This window comes from Enterococcus sp. S22(2020) (genome assembly GCF_020295385.1).
GTDB classification, from domain to species: domain Bacteria; phylum Bacillota; class Bacilli; order Lactobacillales; family Enterococcaceae; genus Enterococcus_L; species Enterococcus_L dunnyi.
The window spans coordinates 396,472-412,487 of record NZ_JACFUD010000004.1 but is presented as its reverse complement, the minus strand read 5'-3'; the positions used below and the strand labels follow the sequence as shown (position 1 = coordinate 412,487).

General features: G+C 38.7%; 18 protein-coding genes. 2 read left to right on the top strand and 16 right to left on the bottom strand.

Annotated features, from left to right (window positions below; all coding sequences use genetic code 11):
• Nucleotides 1–119: 119 nt before the first annotated feature.
• The 4 genes from H3T55_RS10480 to H3T55_RS10465 are packed head-to-tail and all read right to left on the bottom strand — an operon-like array spanning nt 120 to nt 3,613.
• Entirely contained in the window at nt 120–767 is a 648-nt protein-coding gene (locus H3T55_RS10480) for a TIGR01906 family membrane protein (RefSeq protein ID WP_318652971.1), read from the bottom strand.
• A gap of 1 nt (nt 768) precedes the next feature.
• Nucleotides 769–1,539 carry a TIGR01457 family HAD-type hydrolase gene (locus H3T55_RS10475; protein ID WP_225534422.1) on the bottom strand — a complete coding sequence of 257 codons (771 nt, stop codon included), beginning with the start codon at nt 1,537–1,539 and terminating at the stop codon, nt 769–771.
• Nucleotides 1,540–1,545: 6 nt separating this feature from the next.
• The gene (locus tag H3T55_RS10470; RefSeq protein ID WP_087641416.1) at nt 1,546–2,199 is read right to left on the bottom strand and encodes a YutD family protein; all 654 of its coding nucleotides are present in this window, start codon (nt 2,197–2,199) and stop codon (nt 1,546–1,548) included.
• A gap of 34 nt (nt 2,200–2,233) precedes the next feature.
• Nucleotides 2,234–3,613 carry a bifunctional metallophosphatase/5'-nucleotidase gene (locus H3T55_RS10465; protein WP_225534421.1) on the bottom strand — a complete coding sequence of 460 codons (1,380 nt, stop codon included), beginning with the start codon at nt 3,611–3,613 and terminating at the stop codon, nt 2,234–2,236.
• Nucleotides 3,614–3,706: 93 nt separating this feature from the next.
• Here H3T55_RS10465 and H3T55_RS10460 point away from each other — a divergent pair, with 93 nt between their 5' ends.
• Nucleotides 3,707–4,165: a methylated-DNA--[protein]-cysteine S-methyltransferase gene (locus H3T55_RS10460; RefSeq protein WP_225534420.1), complete on the top strand. Its 459-nt coding sequence runs from the start codon at nt 3,707–3,709 to the stop codon at nt 4,163–4,165.
• A 64-nt stretch (nt 4,166–4,229) separates the two neighbouring features.
• Here H3T55_RS10460 and H3T55_RS10455 read toward each other — a convergent pair whose 3' ends face one another.
• From H3T55_RS10455 to H3T55_RS10425, 7 genes are all read right to left on the bottom strand, one after another.
• Complete coding sequence (locus H3T55_RS10455) at nt 4,230–4,655, bottom strand: Asp23/Gls24 family envelope stress response protein (RefSeq protein ID WP_225534419.1); 426 nt, start codon at nt 4,653–4,655, stop codon at nt 4,230–4,232.
• A 30-nt stretch (nt 4,656–4,685) separates the two neighbouring features.
• The gene (locus H3T55_RS10450) at nt 4,686–4,919 is read right to left on the bottom strand and encodes a DUF2273 domain-containing protein (RefSeq protein ID WP_225534418.1); all 234 of its coding nucleotides are present in this window, start codon (nt 4,917–4,919) and stop codon (nt 4,686–4,688) included.
• 12 nt (nt 4,920–4,931) lie between these two features.
• Nucleotides 4,932–5,495 (bottom strand): alkaline shock response membrane anchor protein AmaP, encoded by a 564-nt coding sequence (amaP, locus tag H3T55_RS10445; protein WP_225534417.1) that lies wholly within the window; start codon nt 5,493–5,495, stop codon nt 4,932–4,934.
• Between the two features lie 158 nt (nt 5,496–5,653).
• On the bottom strand, nt 5,654–6,835 hold the full coding sequence (locus H3T55_RS10440) for an AI-2E family transporter (RefSeq protein WP_225534416.1): 1,182 nt from the start codon (nt 6,833–6,835) through the stop codon (nt 5,654–5,656).
• Nucleotides 6,836–7,051: 216 nt separating this feature from the next.
• Nucleotides 7,052–8,740, bottom strand: coding sequence for a ribonuclease J (locus H3T55_RS10435; protein ID WP_225534415.1), 1,689 nt, complete (start codon nt 8,738–8,740; stop codon nt 7,052–7,054).
• Between the two features lie 31 nt (nt 8,741–8,771).
• A complete protein-coding gene (dapA, locus tag H3T55_RS10430) occupies nt 8,772–9,644 on the bottom strand; it encodes a 4-hydroxy-tetrahydrodipicolinate synthase (protein WP_225534414.1) in 873 nt (290 codons plus the stop codon).
• Between the two features lie 720 nt (nt 9,645–10,364).
• The gene (locus H3T55_RS10425; protein ID WP_225534413.1) at nt 10,365–11,423 is read right to left on the bottom strand and encodes an aspartate-semialdehyde dehydrogenase; all 1,059 of its coding nucleotides are present in this window, start codon (nt 11,421–11,423) and stop codon (nt 10,365–10,367) included.
• A gap of 220 nt (nt 11,424–11,643) precedes the next feature.
• Here H3T55_RS10425 and H3T55_RS10420 point away from each other — a divergent pair, with 220 nt between their 5' ends.
• Complete coding sequence (locus H3T55_RS10420; protein ID WP_087641406.1) at nt 11,644–12,102, top strand: S-ribosylhomocysteine lyase; 459 nt, start codon at nt 11,644–11,646, stop codon at nt 12,100–12,102.
• Nucleotides 12,103–12,164: 62 nt separating this feature from the next.
• Here the strand turns inward: H3T55_RS10420 and H3T55_RS10415 are convergent, their stop codons facing one another.
• The 5 genes from H3T55_RS10415 to H3T55_RS10395 form a co-directional block, all read right to left on the bottom strand.
• Entirely contained in the window at nt 12,165–12,962 is a 798-nt protein-coding gene (locus tag H3T55_RS10415) for a ZIP family metal transporter (protein ID WP_225534510.1), read from the bottom strand.
• Nucleotides 12,963–13,175: 213 nt separating this feature from the next.
• Entirely contained in the window at nt 13,176–13,430 is a 255-nt protein-coding gene (locus H3T55_RS10410; RefSeq protein ID WP_087641404.1) for a YtxH domain-containing protein, read from the bottom strand.
• 134 nt (nt 13,431–13,564) lie between these two features.
• Nucleotides 13,565–14,431 carry a fructokinase ScrK gene (gene scrK, locus H3T55_RS10405; protein WP_225534412.1) on the bottom strand — a complete coding sequence of 289 codons (867 nt, stop codon included), beginning with the start codon at nt 14,429–14,431 and terminating at the stop codon, nt 13,565–13,567.
• Nucleotides 14,432–14,444: 13 nt separating this feature from the next.
• A complete protein-coding gene (locus H3T55_RS10400) occupies nt 14,445–15,494 on the bottom strand; it encodes an aldose epimerase family protein (protein ID WP_225534411.1) in 1,050 nt (349 codons plus the stop codon).
• A gap of 181 nt (nt 15,495–15,675) precedes the next feature.
• On the bottom strand, nt 15,676–15,939 hold the full coding sequence (locus tag H3T55_RS10395; RefSeq protein ID WP_087641402.1) for a type B 50S ribosomal protein L31: 264 nt from the start codon (nt 15,937–15,939) through the stop codon (nt 15,676–15,678).
• Between the last annotated feature and the right edge of the window lie 77 nt (nt 15,940–16,016).

Here is a 16,016-nt window from a genome sequence, read left to right as displayed (position 1 = left end):
AGGTACCTGATATAAATGTCAAGAGTTTAAATGAATCTATTGTAAATCGACATCGACAGCTACCTGTATAAAAAAATATCGGAGATTACTTTCGCAGCAATCTCCGATGATCATAACGATCATATTTTTTTAAGTTCACGTTTACCAATGATTATCCCGATCAAGAAAAATACTTCCAGCAAGATAAAAAATAGAATAAAGCTATGCATGAAAAATTCTTCTGGTAAGACATTTATGATCGGATCTGTTGCTGGATCAAACAACCAATCATCGTTGTTAAAAAAAACACCATGAAAAGCCACAAAAAACTGATCAAAGCCAATCGCCATCAATAGGCCAAAAAATACTGGAATGATCATCCCCCATTGAAATGGCCGAATCAAACGCCATAGTCTTTTTACTTTGAACAAACGATAAATAAACAAGCAGCTTGGAATGATCGTCACAAGCAAGACTCCATAGCATAAGAGAAAAAGCCGCTTGACTTCATAAAAATGAAAAGCTCCGCTTGCAGAAACTGGAAAGTCAGAGAGCTGTAATGTTTGGTTCCAAGGATTGTTCAAATAAGACATCAACTGACCAAAATTCTTTAAAAGTTCCGATTGACTGATCGTTACTTGATCAAGTAGATTCAACGCTTTGATGTCCCAAACATAAAGGGGTCTAAAATTGATCGTCAATGTGATACTCAAGGAAAGGATCGTTAAAATCACACATAGAATCCCCAAGCGTTCCAGCCAAATCCAGCTGGTTTCCTTTCTCCTCATATCAAAATGTCCATTCATCTAACGAATTTAAAATATACGTTGGTTTTGCTGGTAGATCAGGAACAGCTTCTTTTGGAGTAAAACCTGATAACACAAGTAAGCTATCGATGCCATTTTGAAGACCTGACTGAATATCTGTTTCATAGTTGTCACCAACCATGATCACTTCTTCTTTCTCAAGCCCCAATACTTTCAGTGACTCATTCATAATGATCTTATTTGGTTTCCCGATCATGACCGGTGTCGTTTGGGTAGCTGTAGCAACCAATGAAATAAATGAGCCTGCTCCAGGTAATAAACCACGTTCTGTCGGGATACTTTTATCCGGATTTGTTCCTATAAAGACAGCACCATTTCGAATAGCAAGTGCAGCGATAGCAAATTTTTCATAGGTAATTTCAGTATCCAACCCAACAATTACATAATCTGGTTTTTTTTCATCCCAGATAAATCCAGCTGCTAAAATCAAATCAACTAAGCCTGATTCTCCGATGACGTAGACTCGCTGACCTTTTTTCTGCTCCTTCATATAATCGGTCGTCGCAAGACTAGCCGTATAGACTGTTTCGATCGGCACATGAATATCGAATTCCTGTGCTAATCGATCCACGACCGCTTGTGGTGCTTTTGTTGTATTGTTTGTGACGAAAAGAAATGGTAAGTTTAGCTCTTGTAATCGTTCTACGAAACGTTTACCAGCCGGGATCACTTCTTTTCCAAGATAAATCGTACCATCTAAATCAATTAAATAGCCTTTGTAATGTTTTTCCACAAATGATTACTCCTCACGTTGACGAATCGTAAATGAACGGCCTTGACTGCCAGTACTTTCTTGTTTACCGACCGTTGTTTTTTTCTGTTCATTTTCTTTACGGTTTTTGATCACTGGTTTGGTTTTATTTGGCACTGGTGTACGTTTTTCTTCTGTATGTGCCTGATTTTTATTTGCAGGTTTTTTATTGTTCTTTTTACGACGTGTTTGTTGTTTTTCTCTTTTTCCGCCGATGCGTTCGATCACAAAATAAGCGCAGCCGAAATTGCAATACTCATAAAGATAATCCTCTAAGGTATCGATGCGCTGCTCTGGTGCAGCTTTACGATTTGAATCACTAAAGAACCCTTTTAATCGTAGCTGATCATAGCCCCAATCGCCAACGATATAGTCATATTTTGACAAAACATCACTGAATCGTTCACCTAAACGCTCACTGTCGAACGCTTCACGATGGTTCTTGACCAGTTGATATTGACGATCTCCGATCGTTAAATGATCATCGTCGATAAGCGTTACGATCTCGCCTTTTTTCTTTTCTTTAACTGGTTCTTCTTTTATCTCTTCGAGAACTGCTGTAAGTTCATCGGTTAAGGTTGCTTCTTCTTTATGCTTTACCGGCTTTGCCGACTTGTATGGTTTCTTTGTTTTTTCTGTCATATTTACACCACCTGATTTTTATTATACCTTGTTTTTACTGGATTGGATAGTGGGCAGCTAAGTAGTCTCCCAAAACCGTTCGCAAAAATTCTGGGAAGATAAATTCAATTTCTCCAGCTATTTCGATGGTTGGGAAAAATGGGATAAACATAAAATGATCGACTGTCGTAAACGTATAATTTTTTTGTGGATCAATTGGTCGATTTTGCCAAAAGCCTTGTCGCGTTTGTTTATCATAAGAAAATCCATCATAATATAATTCCCCGAAAACCTTTCCGCGAAAACCCATTCCAGAAATAGGAAATTTACGTAAATAATGTCGGTTTTTCTCCATTTCTTGAAGCATCCGAACAAAATCAGCACCTGAAAGAGTCACTCGAATCAAATGCATAGGATGCGGTAAGCTTTCATGCAACTGATCTTTGTCAACGATTCCTTTTGGTATATCTGTTAAAAATAGACCATTATTCAATACAGCAGCCTCTGTTCCGCCTTTTTCTTTTAATGCGCTTAAAGCGGTCGTCATCAATGAATGTTCTGTATTTAGGTCGATAGAGAGTGAATATGGCATCTCGGCGATCTGCTCTGCCTGTAATAGCTGGTGCCCTAATGTCAAGTAATCCTGAATTTCTTTTTGATCCTCTACTTCTTCCGGTAGATCCGCTGTCGGTAAGGCTTTTGCTGTACTATGAACGATCTTGTTTTGTTCAACTGTTACATGGACCTCTCCAATATAATGCCCGAATTTCCCTGCTGCGGATAACTGTGTCTGATTGATTTTTTCTCCATGCCTAAATAAATGATGTGTATGTGAGCCTAATAAAATATCGATTTCTGGAAATTCATTGGCCAGCCTGATATCTTCATCAATCCCTAGATGGCTCATCAAGATCAAAATATCACACGAGGGACGAACCTTTGTAAGTAACGATGGCAAGACTGATTTAGCAGTATGGATCGTCCAGCCATTCGGTTCATAAGTCAAAGGAAAAGGAGCCGTTAAAGCAATAAGTCCAATTTTAGTATTATCTGCTGTTTCTATGAGTTTGAATGGCTCAGACCACTCCGGAGTTTCCCCGGTTTCTTTATCTTGTAAATTTGCCAGCAACACATCGAAATTTCGATGATCATACAAATGATTCAGCTGTTCTTTAGAATTCCCTACGCCTTCATTATTCCCGATCGTTGCTGCATCATAGCCGATCGTATTCATCAGCTCAATGTTTGCCTGCCCATCAGTCGCTTCAGTCAGTGGGTGCCAGCGATCGACAAAATCCCCAAGATCAACTGTTAGAACTGTTTTTCCTGTACGGAGATACTTCTCTTTTTGACTCGTCAGATAACGTCTGATCTTTGGCCAGTTTTCTAGGTGGGAATGTAGATCATTTGTGTGAAAGATGACGATTTCTTCCATCATAGCACCTCCAAAATTCAGTATATAAAAGTATAGTACCATATTTAGACTTGAAGTATAATAAAGTAACAACGAAAATATAGGAGGCTCGAAATGAAAGTACAAGCACCTTTTGGTTTCATTTGGCTCGATGCGAATGATCAAGGCCTGACAAATATTTCTTTTACTGAACTGACAGATCACCATGACAATCGATATACACGACAAGCGGCAGATGAATTGGCTGACTATTTTTCAGGAAAGCGAACATCATTTGACGTACCCTTATCGATTCAAACCGGCACAGTCTTTCAACAAAAGGTTTGGCAAGCTCTCACTAGGATTCCATATGGTGAAACGCGCAGTTATTTAGATATTGCTACTGCAGTAGATTCTCCAAAAGCCGTTCGTGCAATAGGACAAGCGAATAGTAAAAACCCACTTCCAATCATTATTCCCTGTCATCGTGTAATCGGAAAGAACGGCAAACTGACAGGCTACTTAGGTAGCGCACAACAAGATGGATTAAGCATCAAACAAGATCTTTTAGCGATCGAGCACATTATTTTTTAACAAAAAAACGTGTGGAACCTGAATTTTCTAGGTTCCACACGTTTTGCCATATCATTATCTTAGCTTAGTTTGCAGCTTTTGCAGCATCAGTAGCATCTTTTCCTCGATATTTTTCCAAGTATTGTTCTTTGGTCATGACATCACCGACATTCATATTGAATTCCACAAGATCCAATCCGGTCATATAATGGATCGCTTCTTTGATTTTCTCAACCGTTTTGTCGAATAACATAGAAATATCAACGTCATACTGACAAATAACAGAAACATCAACGGCTACTTGTTTTGTTCCAACCTCAACATCGATGCCTTTTGTTAAGTCTTCATTATCTCTAAAACGTTCCGCAAAGTCCGTGAACAAGTTTCCACTCAAGCCTAATATACCGTCGATATCTGAAATAACAACACCTACGATTTTTTTGATCACCACGTCATCAAAAGTCAGCTTTGATTTTAATCCACCTACAGTTTCTTTCATTTCTTCTGTCATTTTTATTTTCTCCTCTCAAATTTTTTTTGTTTAAATTCCTATCATTCCGCGTACTGCATCGATCAAGGAATAGATATCTAAGTCTTCATCCCGCATTTTACCGATAAGATAACCTACTGTACCAAAAATCAACAAAACCAAGGTTTTCCCAAAGCCGATCCAAAGAAAAAGTATTGCCAATAGGAAAAACAAGGTTGTCCAAATAATTCTAAAGCGGTACGGTTTAAGTTGTTTGAACCACTCTTCTTTTTGTTTTTGATCCATCATTTTTCCCTCCTAAACGACTCGTGAATGTTTTTTTCCAAAAGAAGCAGAATCTGTAGGAGCCTTTTCTTTTACAGTAACGATCACACTACTTTCGATCGATTCTAAAGCTTTAGACAACGCTTCTTCTACTTGCCATTTGATTTTATCTGCCATTGGTGCAAAGTCTTCCTTACTGCGAACATCGATCTTCAGTTTAACAAGTACCTTTTCTTTTCCTTTGATCTTGACAGTCACTTTTGTTTTATCTGGATGGATCATTGAATCATAGGCATTTTGCACAATTTGGACAAGCGTACTTCTAAGAATTTCCGTACGATTCGATCCATCTTTTACGACTAACCGCTTGCGGCGTGCAGAAACGGATAAAACAAGCAATAAAGTAAGAGTCAATAGACCGCCTAAAATCAACAAAATCCATTCAAAAAATGAGAATAGCCATAAATGACCAACGATAAAACGCCCAACTGTTGAAGATAACCAAGGAATTTGAACCACTTGACTAAGCAGGCCCAGTGTTCCAATGAAAAGTACTAATGCGATCAATCCAAATAAGGTTTTTACTAATCGCCTCATAATTATCTCTCCTCGTAAATCCACATTTTTTTACCTTAATTAAATTGTACCGCCTAAAAATTTGTATTACAAAAGATACGAACTCTATTTGAATAATTAAAAAGAAAAAGTGAACAAGTCTATTCTTTTCATACGTTTGACTAATCCACTTTTTCCGTTTATTCATCTAGATATTCTTCTTTAGAAAACTCTGTATCCTCATATTCTCCACTATCTCCATAATACTGATTATAGCGTTGTTTAAATTTACGAAATAGGTACGTCACAAGTACTTTAGCAATCGCATAAATCGGAATTCCAAAAATCAGACCAAACATGCCGAGTAGATCGCCCATCACTAATAAAACGATCACAATGGTCAGCGGATGCACAACAAGACGTTTTCCCATCACTTGCGGCGCAATTAAATGACCATTCAGCATTTGGACGATCATCCAAACAATACTCATTTTGATAAACATCCCGAATGAAACCATCAAAGCAACGATCGCAGCTGGAATAAATGCAATCACTGGACCAATATAAGGAATCACAGCTGTCACACCAACAATGATCGATAAGGTTCCAGAATAAGGAACTTTGATCAACCAAAAACCAATAAAAGTCAAAATACCGATTGCGATCGATACAAGGATCTGACCTTTTAAATAGGCACCTACTTGACTGCTCATCGTCGCACCGATCTCTTTCGCATCTTTTCTAAAGCGTGGTGGAATAATACTTAATACGAATGAAAAGAATTTTTGATCATCCTTCAGCAAAAAGAAGGTGATGATCGGTGCCGTGACCATAACAAGTGCAAATCCAGTCAATGTTGAAAACACAGTCGAAGCTCCTTCAACTGCTTTAGAAAAATAACTGCCGATTTTATCCGACACATTGTCGAACCAATTTTGTACACTCGCTAATGCATTCGCCAAAGGTTTTTCAAAAGCGGAATTATGGAAAAAGTCTGCAACCATTTTGTTGAGATCATCCATATATTGAGGAAAACTTTTAACTAGCCCATCCACCTGCTTTTGAATGATCGGCACGACTAAAATAATCCCAACAACGAACAATGTGATCAGGACAATAAATATAGCAGATACACCATATACTCGTTTTACCTTATGCTTTTCCAGCCAGTTTACTACAGGGTTAAATAAATAATATAAAATCAATGCTAAAATTGTTGGCCCTATAGTTGTCTTAAAGACGACCCCGATCGGACCGAAGATAAAACCAACTTGATGGAAAATGAAAATCACTGCCCCTACTAGAAGCAGGGCTACAAGCGTAAATAGTAAATTTTTCCCTCCAAGAAATTTGATCCAGCGTGTTTCTTGTTTCTTTTCCAAATCTATACCTCCCCGTCATCCCTTCAATTGTATCTAAAAAAAGTCTATCTGTAAAAAATTCGGTCATGATAAAGAAAAGAGTGCCTGACAAAACTAAAAATCAGTTTTGTTTTGCACTCTAGAACGTAATAAGTAGCGGTCAAAAGTCAGGTTCTTCGGCAATTTTTGAAAAATTGCTCGAACCTAGGCGACTTTTGCCTCAACCTCTGTTAGATATTAATTTGACGCTTTGCGTCCTTTTCTTTGTGTAGCTTCCATGATAACTGGTAAAATCACCGGACGGCGTTTCGTTTGTTCAAACAAGTAACGGCTTAATTGCTCCCGGATATCTTGTTTTAATTTACTCCACTCAAAATCGCTGCTTTCGAGATGTTTTTCAACGATCTCCGTCACGATATTGCTGCTTTCTTTCATCAAATCTTTGCTTGTTTTTACATAAACAAAGCCTCTTGAGGTAATTTTTGCAGGAGAAACGATTCGTTTTTCACGTCGATTGATCGTCACAACAGCAACGAAAATGCCATCTTCAGATAAAATTCGGCGATCACGTAATACGATATTGCCGATATCACCGACACCGATCCCATCGATCATAATATTTTCAGCAGTTGTACTGCCAGCTACAGTCATTTTCTTTTTCGTGTATTCCAAAATATCTCCACGCCCAGTGATAAAAATATTCTTATATGGAATACCTAATTCATGAGCTAAATCAGCATGTGCTGCTAATTGTCGATATTCTCCTTGTACAGGAATAAAATATTTTGGTTTGATCAAGTTTAACATCAACTGCAAATCTGTCGGACTGGCATGACCAGACACACGCATATTATCTGAGATTTGTTTGACAACGCCGCCAGCTCGGTAAACGATATCTTCTGTTTTAGCTACAGCTGTTTCCATTGCTGTTGTTGGCGTAGTCGTGATATAAACTAAATCACCTTCCTGGATTTTAATGGTACGGTGAGTTTTATTCGCCATTTTCTGCAGCGATTTGATTGGTTCACCCATCGTTCCTGTTTCCAGAATGATCAGTTGTTCTGCTTGATATTTCTTCATTTCTTTTACGCCGATAATCAAGTCTTCACTTGGTAATTTTAACTTGTCCAACTTGATCGCTGTGTTGATGATTCGTTGAAAATCTTGTCCTGTCAAGACGATCTTACGATCAGAACGATGGGCAGCGTCTAAAATTTGCTGCACACGCTGTAAATTACTTGCCACACAAGCTACGATAATACGGCCTTCCCAATAACGGATCGTATCGAATACTTCATCTGCAATTTGAAGTTCAGAAACAACTTGTGAAGGATTTTCAGCATTTGACGAATCACTCAATAAGGCAAGAACACCCTCGTTTCCGATTTCTGCTAAACGCCCAAAATCAGTTTGATACATCGGTATGGCGCTTTGATCAAATTTGAAATCACCCGTATAAACAATATTACCTTCTTTGGTTTTTAAATTGATCCCAATCGACTCTGGTATCGTATGAGTGGTTCTAAAAAAGCTGATTGTCGCATGCGCAAAATCGATCTCCGTATGTGCATCAACTACGTGAAAATCATCAAAGTTCTTTGACTCTGCATGATCCCCCACGTTTAATTTAGCTAACTCGATCGTTAACTCTGTACCAAACACTGGTACATGGACTTTGGCTAACAAATATGGTAATGCTCCAATCGCATCTGCATGTCCGTGTGTTAAGAAAACCCCAGCAACACGATCGATGTTTTCTTCCAAATACGTAAAATCAGGAATGACTACATCAATCCCCAGCAGTTCATTTTCTGGATATTTTAATCCGCAATCCAGCACAAAAATTTCATCTTCCACTTCTGCGATGTACATATTTTTACCATTTTCACGAACGCCGCCTAAGGGAACGATTTTTATTGTACTCACTAGTTTCACCTCTCTATATTCTCATACTGGATCATAGATCCAATATGCTTAAAATTTTCGCCTTTTCTTCAGAAGTACAAGATACAAGAGGTAAACGCAAATCACCGACAGCAATGCCTAAATGATTTAACACAGCTTTAACTGGCGCAGGAGATGGTACTGAAAACAGTGCATTCATCTTGGGCAGTAATTGCCGTTGAATCGCTGCTGCTTTTTTCAACTCCCCTTGATCCAGCGCTTGATACATGTTATACATTTCCGTACCAAAAACATGACTGGCTACCGAAATGACCCCTTGTCCACCTATCGCTTTATTTGAAAAAGCTAAGGAATCTTCTCCAGTATACACTAAAAAGTCTTTTGGCGCTTTCTCGACCAACTCAGTTAAGGCATCTAAACCAAAACATTCTTTGATAGCAACGATATTTTCTAATTCTGCTAAACGCAAACTTGTCGCTACATCAAGGCTTGCTACTGTTCTTCCCGGTACATTATACAAAATGATCGGCAAATCACTCGCCTCAGCAATGGCTTTAAAATGTTGGTATAGTCCTTCTTGATTTGGTTTATTGTAGTAAGGAACAACGGCTAAACCAGCATCGATGCCGCGAATAGCAGAAATTTCCTTCACAAATTCAACCGAATCTCGTGTATCGTTGGTTCCCACACCACAAATGATCGGTACACGTCCATCGACTAAACGAATCACTTCATTGAACAATTCAATTTCTTCATCATGGGTCAACGTAGGTGACTCTCCTGTTGTACCTGCTAAAATTATTCCTTCTGTATGATTATCAAGCAGATGATTCACCAATTGAGGCAATCTAGAAAAATCGATTGCACCATTTTCGTCAAAAGGTGTGACCATAGCTGTGATGATCGTTGCATTTTCTAAATTCATACTTACTTCCTCCTAATTTAAAAGCGGAACAAATCGTTTAATTCTGTAGAAAATTAAGAAATTGACTTTGAGACACTTCTTGTCTCACTGGCAATTTGTCTATTTTCCTAAGGATTGATTTGTGCAGCTAGATAACATTTAAAAGCGGAACAGGCTCGTCAAGCTCTGACAGAAAAATAGGAAAAATCGATTGAGACGCTTTTTGTCTCACTCTATTTTTATCTTTTTTCCGAAGAGCTAGCCTGTGCAGCTAGATAACATAACTGATCAACACTTTCTTCGAAAGTCTTGTACTGTTCAACATCAGTTCATTTCATTCACTGTGATTCTCAGCAAAAGCGGAATGAGCCTGTTTAGTCTCGACAAGAAAATAGGAAAACATGAATGAGGCGCTTTTTGCCTCATTCAGGTTTTATCTTTTTCTCGAGAGACTGGCTCATGCAGCTAGATAACAATAGATGCTGAACAGGCTCGTCAAGCTCTGACAGAAAAATAGGAAAAATCGATTGAGACGCTTTTTGTCTCATCTATTTTTATCTTTTTTTCGAAGAGCTAGCCTGTGCAACTGGATAACATAAATGATCAACACTTTCTTATGAAAGTCTTGTACTGTTCATCATCAACTCAAATACTTTTTGTTGTGATTCTCAGCAAAAACTGGCTCATGCAGCTAGATAATAACAAGCTCTCATTTCCCAAAGATCCAATTTTTGGAGCGATCTATTCAACACCAACCAAATTCATTGCATGCAATGTTTCAGCAATTTGAACGGAATTCCACGCTGCACCTTTTAACAAGTTATCAGAGACGACCCACATATGGTATCCTTTATCGATATCGATATCTTTGCGAATCCGTCCAACAAAAGTTTCCTTACGATCGATACTTGTCAAAGCCTGCGGATAAATTTGCTGACTTGGATCATCTTGTAATACAGCACCAGGCGCTTCTGCTATCAATCGCTTGATTTTAGCAACATCTGCGCCATCTTCTTTGACTTCGATATACACAGATTCTGAATGTCCAGACAACACCGGAATCCGTACACATGTCGCAACAACTTTGATGCTGTCATCTTCCATGATCTTCTTCGTTTCGTTGATCATTTTCCATTCTTCATATGTGTAATCCTCATCTGAAAAAACATCGATCTGCGGTAACGCATTAAACGCGATCGGATAATGTTTTTTATCTCCACCACTCGGTAAAATCGTTGCTTTCAGCTGATCGGCCGGTGTTCCATTGATATAGTCTACTGCTTGTGATTTTAGCTCTTCCATTGCGTGGATACCAGCTCCGCTAACTGCCTGATAGGTCGATACGATCAACCGGTCTAAGCCATATGCTTTACGGATCGGCTCAAGTGCCACCATCAATTGGATCGTTGAGCAGTTTGGGTTAGCAATGATTCCTTTGTGACGTTTCAATGCATGCGGATTGACCTCTGGAACTACTAGAGGAACTTCTGGATCCATTCTAAAATGACTCGTATTATCAATAACCACTGCTCCGCGTTTTACCGCTTCAGGAGCAAATTGTTTAGAGATACTTCCGCCTGCACTGAACAAAGCGATGTCAACATTTTCAAATGACTCAGGAACTAATTCTTCGATTACTAATGTCTGCCCTTTAAACATTAGTTCTTTACCAGCTGAACGTTTCGATGCCAAAAGTTTGACATGGTTCAACGGCAATGTCGAATCAGCCAACATCTCGATCATCTTTGTCCCAACAGCCCCAGTTGCTCCTACTATGGCAACATTATACTTTTCTTTCATACTTATTTATCTCCTCTCGTCTTCCTGAAGAAAGTTGCTTTTTTCATTTTACCATAGTATCGACTATTACTACATAGGAAGTAAAGTGATTTTTCTCCATTTTATTGAAATAATTCATTCTACTCATCGTCAAAGAAGTCCCTACGTCAATCTATTGACATTTGAAACGTATTTGTTATAGTTAAAAGCGACATTTACTTAATTTGAAGGAGTGAATACCATGGCACGTGTTGAAAGTTTTGAATTAGACCACAATACAGTAAAAGCCCCTTATGTGCGCTTAGCTGGTACAGAAAAAAATGGGGAAGCGCTGATCGAAAAGTACGACCTACGTTTCTTACAGCCAAATGAAGATGAATTGCCGACAGCAGCGGTTCATACACTGGAGCACTTATTAGCAGTGAACTTACGTGATCATTTAGAAGGAATCATCGACATCTCTCCAATGGGCTGCCGCACTGGTTTTTATATGATCATGTGGAATGAACATTCACCAAAAGAAATTCGCGATGCATTAGTAAACGTGCTTAATTTTATTGTTGAAACAGATTTCGTTCCTGCTGTTTCTGCAAAAGAATGCGGAAATTATAAAGACCATTCTTTATTTTCTGCACAAGAATATGCAAAAATCGTTTTAGAAAAAGGAATCAGCTTAGATCCTTTTGAGCGTGTGCTTTAAAACGACTAAAAAACAAGTGCTTGGATACTTATCCTAAGCACTTGTTTTTTTGATGCCGTCCATTACCCCAACGCCACATCTAAAATCATCATGATAATGAAACCAAGCATTACACCAAAGACAGCAAAGTGTCTTCTGCTGGTTACTGTTTGCTGTGCTTCCGGGATCAGTTCTTCGACTACCACATAAATCATTGCTCCTGCTGCAAAAGCTAGTGCATACGGCAATAGCATGGTGACCTTCGTTACCAAGATAGCTCCGATGATCCCTGCGATCGGTTCTACAATTCCTGAAGCTTGACCATACAGAAAGGCTTTTTTCCGACTTAGATTTTCTTGACGCAAAGGAATCGACACTGCTGCACCTTCCGGAAAATTTTGAATCCCGATTCCTAGAGCAACAGAAACTGCCGCCAAAACAGCTTTTGTTGGATCATCCGCTGAATTGGCTGCGCCAAAGGCTACTCCGACTGCTAATCCTTCTGGAATATTATGTAATGTAATAGAGAAAACGAGTAAAATCGTACGTTTTAGATGACTCGGTAACCCTTCTTTTTCATGATTAGGGCCGAAATGCATATGTGGCAACGTCTTATCAGCAATATATAAAAACAGTCCGCCTAAACCAAACCCGAAACTTACGACCAGCCAAGCAATACTGCCGTTCTCTTCTGCTTGTTTGATTGCCGGGTCAAGTAAAGACCAGAAACTCGCAGCGATCATCACACCTGAAGCAAATCCCAGCATCAAATTCAAAATATCTTTTTTTATTTCCTTAAAGAAAAAAACCAATGCTGCCCCCAAAGCAGTCATGAAATAGGTAAATCCTGTCCCAACCAACGCTTGCTGCCAAGCATCCATCGACAATAACCAATCAGTAAACACTCATATCCCTTCCTTCCACACTCTACTCCCTTAACTTTATCATATCAATGATTTTATGACTACGCTTTACAACAAAAATAAGGGCAAAACAAAACGAATCGTACGCTTTTGTCTCACCCTTATTCAATATTATTTGGTTATACAAGTAAACTTTGTCAGTTAAAAACTGCTTCTTAGTTTTTCAAATTACTACTTATCATCATGTTTGTGGAATTTTTCTTTGATATCTTCAAAGCCTTCTTTGATCTTATCGCCTAACTTTTCAGCACCGTCTTTGATATCATCACCGGCATCACGAGCTTTATCTTTTGCATCTGCAAAAGTTGATTGCGCTTTGCCTTCAAGTTCTTTCCCTTTATCATCGGTTACTTTCCCTTGAACTTCTTTAGCGGTACCTTCAACTTTATCCTTTGCATCATCTAAACGTCCATTTAAATCTGCCATGTCAAAATCCCTCCTAATATTTTTTAGTACACTATTACAATAGCACCATTTTAGGGTTGCCACAAATATTTAGCTTTTTTTGGGAGACGTGATCTTTATATAGGATAAAAAAATTTATTCTTCATACCTTTTGATTATCTTATTTTCTCTTTGGCCAAAGCTAAACACCCTATCGTACCCGGATCATCCACTAAGGCTGGCGTAACGATATACTCTTCTAATGGCGGAGTTTTCACATACCCATTCACTAGTTTTTTAAACTCTTTACGAACCTTTTCCAGCATATGTTCCTGCTTCATTACGCCACCACCAAAAATAATGACTTCAGGTGAAAACATCAGCGTTGTGTTATAGGCTACCTGAGCGATATAATACGCTTCGATCGACCAAAATGGATGGGATTCTTCTAATTCTTGTCCTTTGCTTCCTGTTCTTTTTTCAATTGCAGGACCGGCAACCATTCCTTCCAAACAGTCTCCATGAAAAGGGCAACTTCCTTCAAATAAATCGTCTGAATGTCTTCTAAGTGTTGTATGCCCCATCTCAGGATGACTGAATCCTGAGATGAAATGGCCATTTTGAATAGCACCAGCCCCTACACCTGTCCCGATCGTATAATAGACACAGCTGGATGATCCTATCCCGTGCCCTTTCACATATTCTCCATAAGCTGCAGCATTAACATCTGTCGTCCACGCAATAGGAAGATCGAAATGCTGCTTCATCTCTCCGACGAAATCAAATCCTTGCCAAGCCAACTTAGGAGTAGAAGTGATGTGACCATATGTTGGCGAATCCTCATGAATATCGATTGGTCCAAATGAACCAATACCGATCGCCTGAAGGTCATATTGCTTGAAAAAACCGATGACCAAAGCCATTGTTTCTTCTGGAGTCGTCGTCGGAAAACTCACTCTTTCTAAAATTTCTAGGTCATCTGTTCCAACAGCACATACAAATTTTGTCCCGCCAGCTTCAATACTACCTAATAACTTTTTCATTCTTTTTCACTCCTTATAATGATCTTTTTATTTTGTAGACCGTTCGGCTATGAAATGGACGATCTGGATATAATGAAATATCACCAAAACCATCAAAAACACCAGCACCAGGGCTCACTTGGGTTTCTAACGCGATTCCGCCATGGCTGACCATCTTAGTCCCTCTCATTTCTGGACTATTTTCACCAAATTGAGCTGTAAAAACAACAACAGCTGGACGATCTGTATACATTTCAATCGATACATCTGATTTAGGCGAAGTGACGATCGCCTGCGGCTTTTCAAAACCTGTTTGATTTAATAGGAATGGGTGATCTAACCCATCAACCATCATATTTTGTTTATAATTCGCCTCAAAAACTTGTTTTATTGGAGTATTGTTTCTAAAATCAAAAGGTGTATCCGTGACATTCTGCAGTTCTCCTGTGACAGAAGTCGCTTCATCTACCACTGCAAAACGATCTGCATCAATAAACAGAGAATGCTCACCAACCGTTTTTGTCACATCGCCTGTCAAATTGAAATACACATGGTTCGTCGGATTATAAATTGTAGGCTGATCTGTTATTGCCTGATAATCAATGATCCACTCATCTTCATTCGTCAAAGAATATATTACCTCTGCTTTTAAATTCCCTGGAAAACCATGCTCTTGATCAGGACTTTCATACGTAAAAATCACTGAAATTCTTTCTTCCGTTTCTTCTGTTCGAGACTCCCAAAGTCGTGATTCAAAGCTTTTGGCTCCTCCGTGAAGGGTATTTCCAGTAAGAGGATCGACTGGTAATTGGTATTTCTTATCATTGATTGTAAATTGTCCTTTTTCAATTCTACCAGCTACTCGTCCAACCGTCGCACCGATGTATAGATCTTTTTCAATATATTCTTTTGCGGAGTCAAACCCCAATACGATATTGCGCTTTTCACCGGCCACAGGCACGATCAAATCAACGATTCGTGCACCTAAATTAGATACGCATAATGTAACCCCGTTATTATTAGTAAGCGAATACAAAATTGTTGATTCGCCAAAATCTTTCTGTGTGATGTTCACTACTTCCATTCCTTCCTTCTTTTATCATGCATACTAGCTTGATTCACTGATTTTATTTTACCATTGATTTCTTAATTATAACTGAATTTCTATTTTTTTGTTATATTCATGTCGATTTATCTTCAGCGCAATAAAAAAACGAGTTTCCACAAAGGAAACTCGTACAATTGTTGAGTATTCAACAGAAATCTTATTCTGCAGCGTTTTCGTCTTTGAGACCGTATTTCTTGTTGAAACGGTCCACACGTCCGTCTGCTTGTGTGAATTTTTGACGTCCAGTGTAAAATGGATGAGAGTCAGATGTTACTTCGACACGGATTACTGGGTAAGTATTTCCGTCTTCCCATTCAACTGTTTCTTCAGAGTGCTTAGTAGAACCTGATAAGAATTTAAAACCAGTTGTTGAGTCCATAAATACGACTGGGTGATATTCTGGATGGATATCTTGTTTCATAGTCTTTTCGCTCCTTTGCCCTGATCCATTTGCTGCATCAGAGTTATTTTGTCGGTATACAACAGTACTATAATAGC

Bases quoted from the DNA above. Each gene is read 5' to 3' on its own strand.
- H3T55_RS10480 (WP_318652971.1), bottom strand. From the start codon at position 767: ATGAGGAGAAAGGAAACCAGCTGGATTTGGCTGGAACGCTTGGGGATT.
- H3T55_RS10470 (WP_087641416.1), bottom strand. From the start codon at position 2,199: ATGACAGAAAAAACAAAGAAACCATACAAGTCGGCAAAGCCGGTAAAG.
- H3T55_RS10465 (WP_225534421.1), bottom strand. From the start codon at position 3,613: ATGGAAGAAATCGTCATCTTTCACACAAATGATCTACATTCCCACCTA.
- H3T55_RS10460 (WP_225534420.1), top strand. From the start codon at position 3,707: ATGAAAGTACAAGCACCTTTTGGTTTCATTTGGCTCGATGCGAATGAT.
- H3T55_RS10455 (WP_225534419.1), bottom strand. From the start codon at position 4,655: ATGACAGAAGAAATGAAAGAAACTGTAGGTGGATTAAAATCAAAGCTG.
- H3T55_RS10450 (WP_225534418.1), bottom strand. From the start codon at position 4,919: ATGGATCAAAAACAAAAAGAAGAGTGGTTCAAACAACTTAAACCGTAC.
- amaP (WP_225534417.1), bottom strand. From the start codon at position 5,495: ATGAGGCGATTAGTAAAAACCTTATTTGGATTGATCGCATTAGTACTT.
- dapA (WP_225534414.1), bottom strand. From the start codon at position 9,644: ATGAATTTAGAAAATGCAACGATCATCACAGCTATGGTCACACCTTTT.
- H3T55_RS10425 (WP_225534413.1), bottom strand. From the start codon at position 11,423: ATGAAAGAAAAGTATAATGTTGCCATAGTAGGAGCAACTGGGGCTGTT.
- H3T55_RS10420 (WP_087641406.1), top strand. From the start codon at position 11,644: ATGGCACGTGTTGAAAGTTTTGAATTAGACCACAATACAGTAAAAGCC.
- H3T55_RS10415 (WP_225534510.1), bottom strand. From the start codon at position 12,962: ATGGATGCTTGGCAGCAAGCGTTGGTTGGGACAGGATTTACCTATTTC.
- H3T55_RS10410 (WP_087641404.1), bottom strand. From the start codon at position 13,430: ATGGCAGATTTAAATGGACGTTTAGATGATGCAAAGGATAAAGTTGAA.
- scrK (WP_225534412.1), bottom strand. From the start codon at position 14,431: ATGAAAAAGTTATTAGGTAGTATTGAAGCTGGCGGGACAAAATTTGTA.
- H3T55_RS10400 (WP_225534411.1), bottom strand. From the start codon at position 15,494: ATGGAAGTAGTGAACATCACACAGAAAGATTTTGGCGAATCAACAATT.
- H3T55_RS10395 (WP_087641402.1), bottom strand. From the start codon at position 15,939: ATGAAACAAGATATCCATCCAGAATATCACCCAGTCGTATTTATGGAC.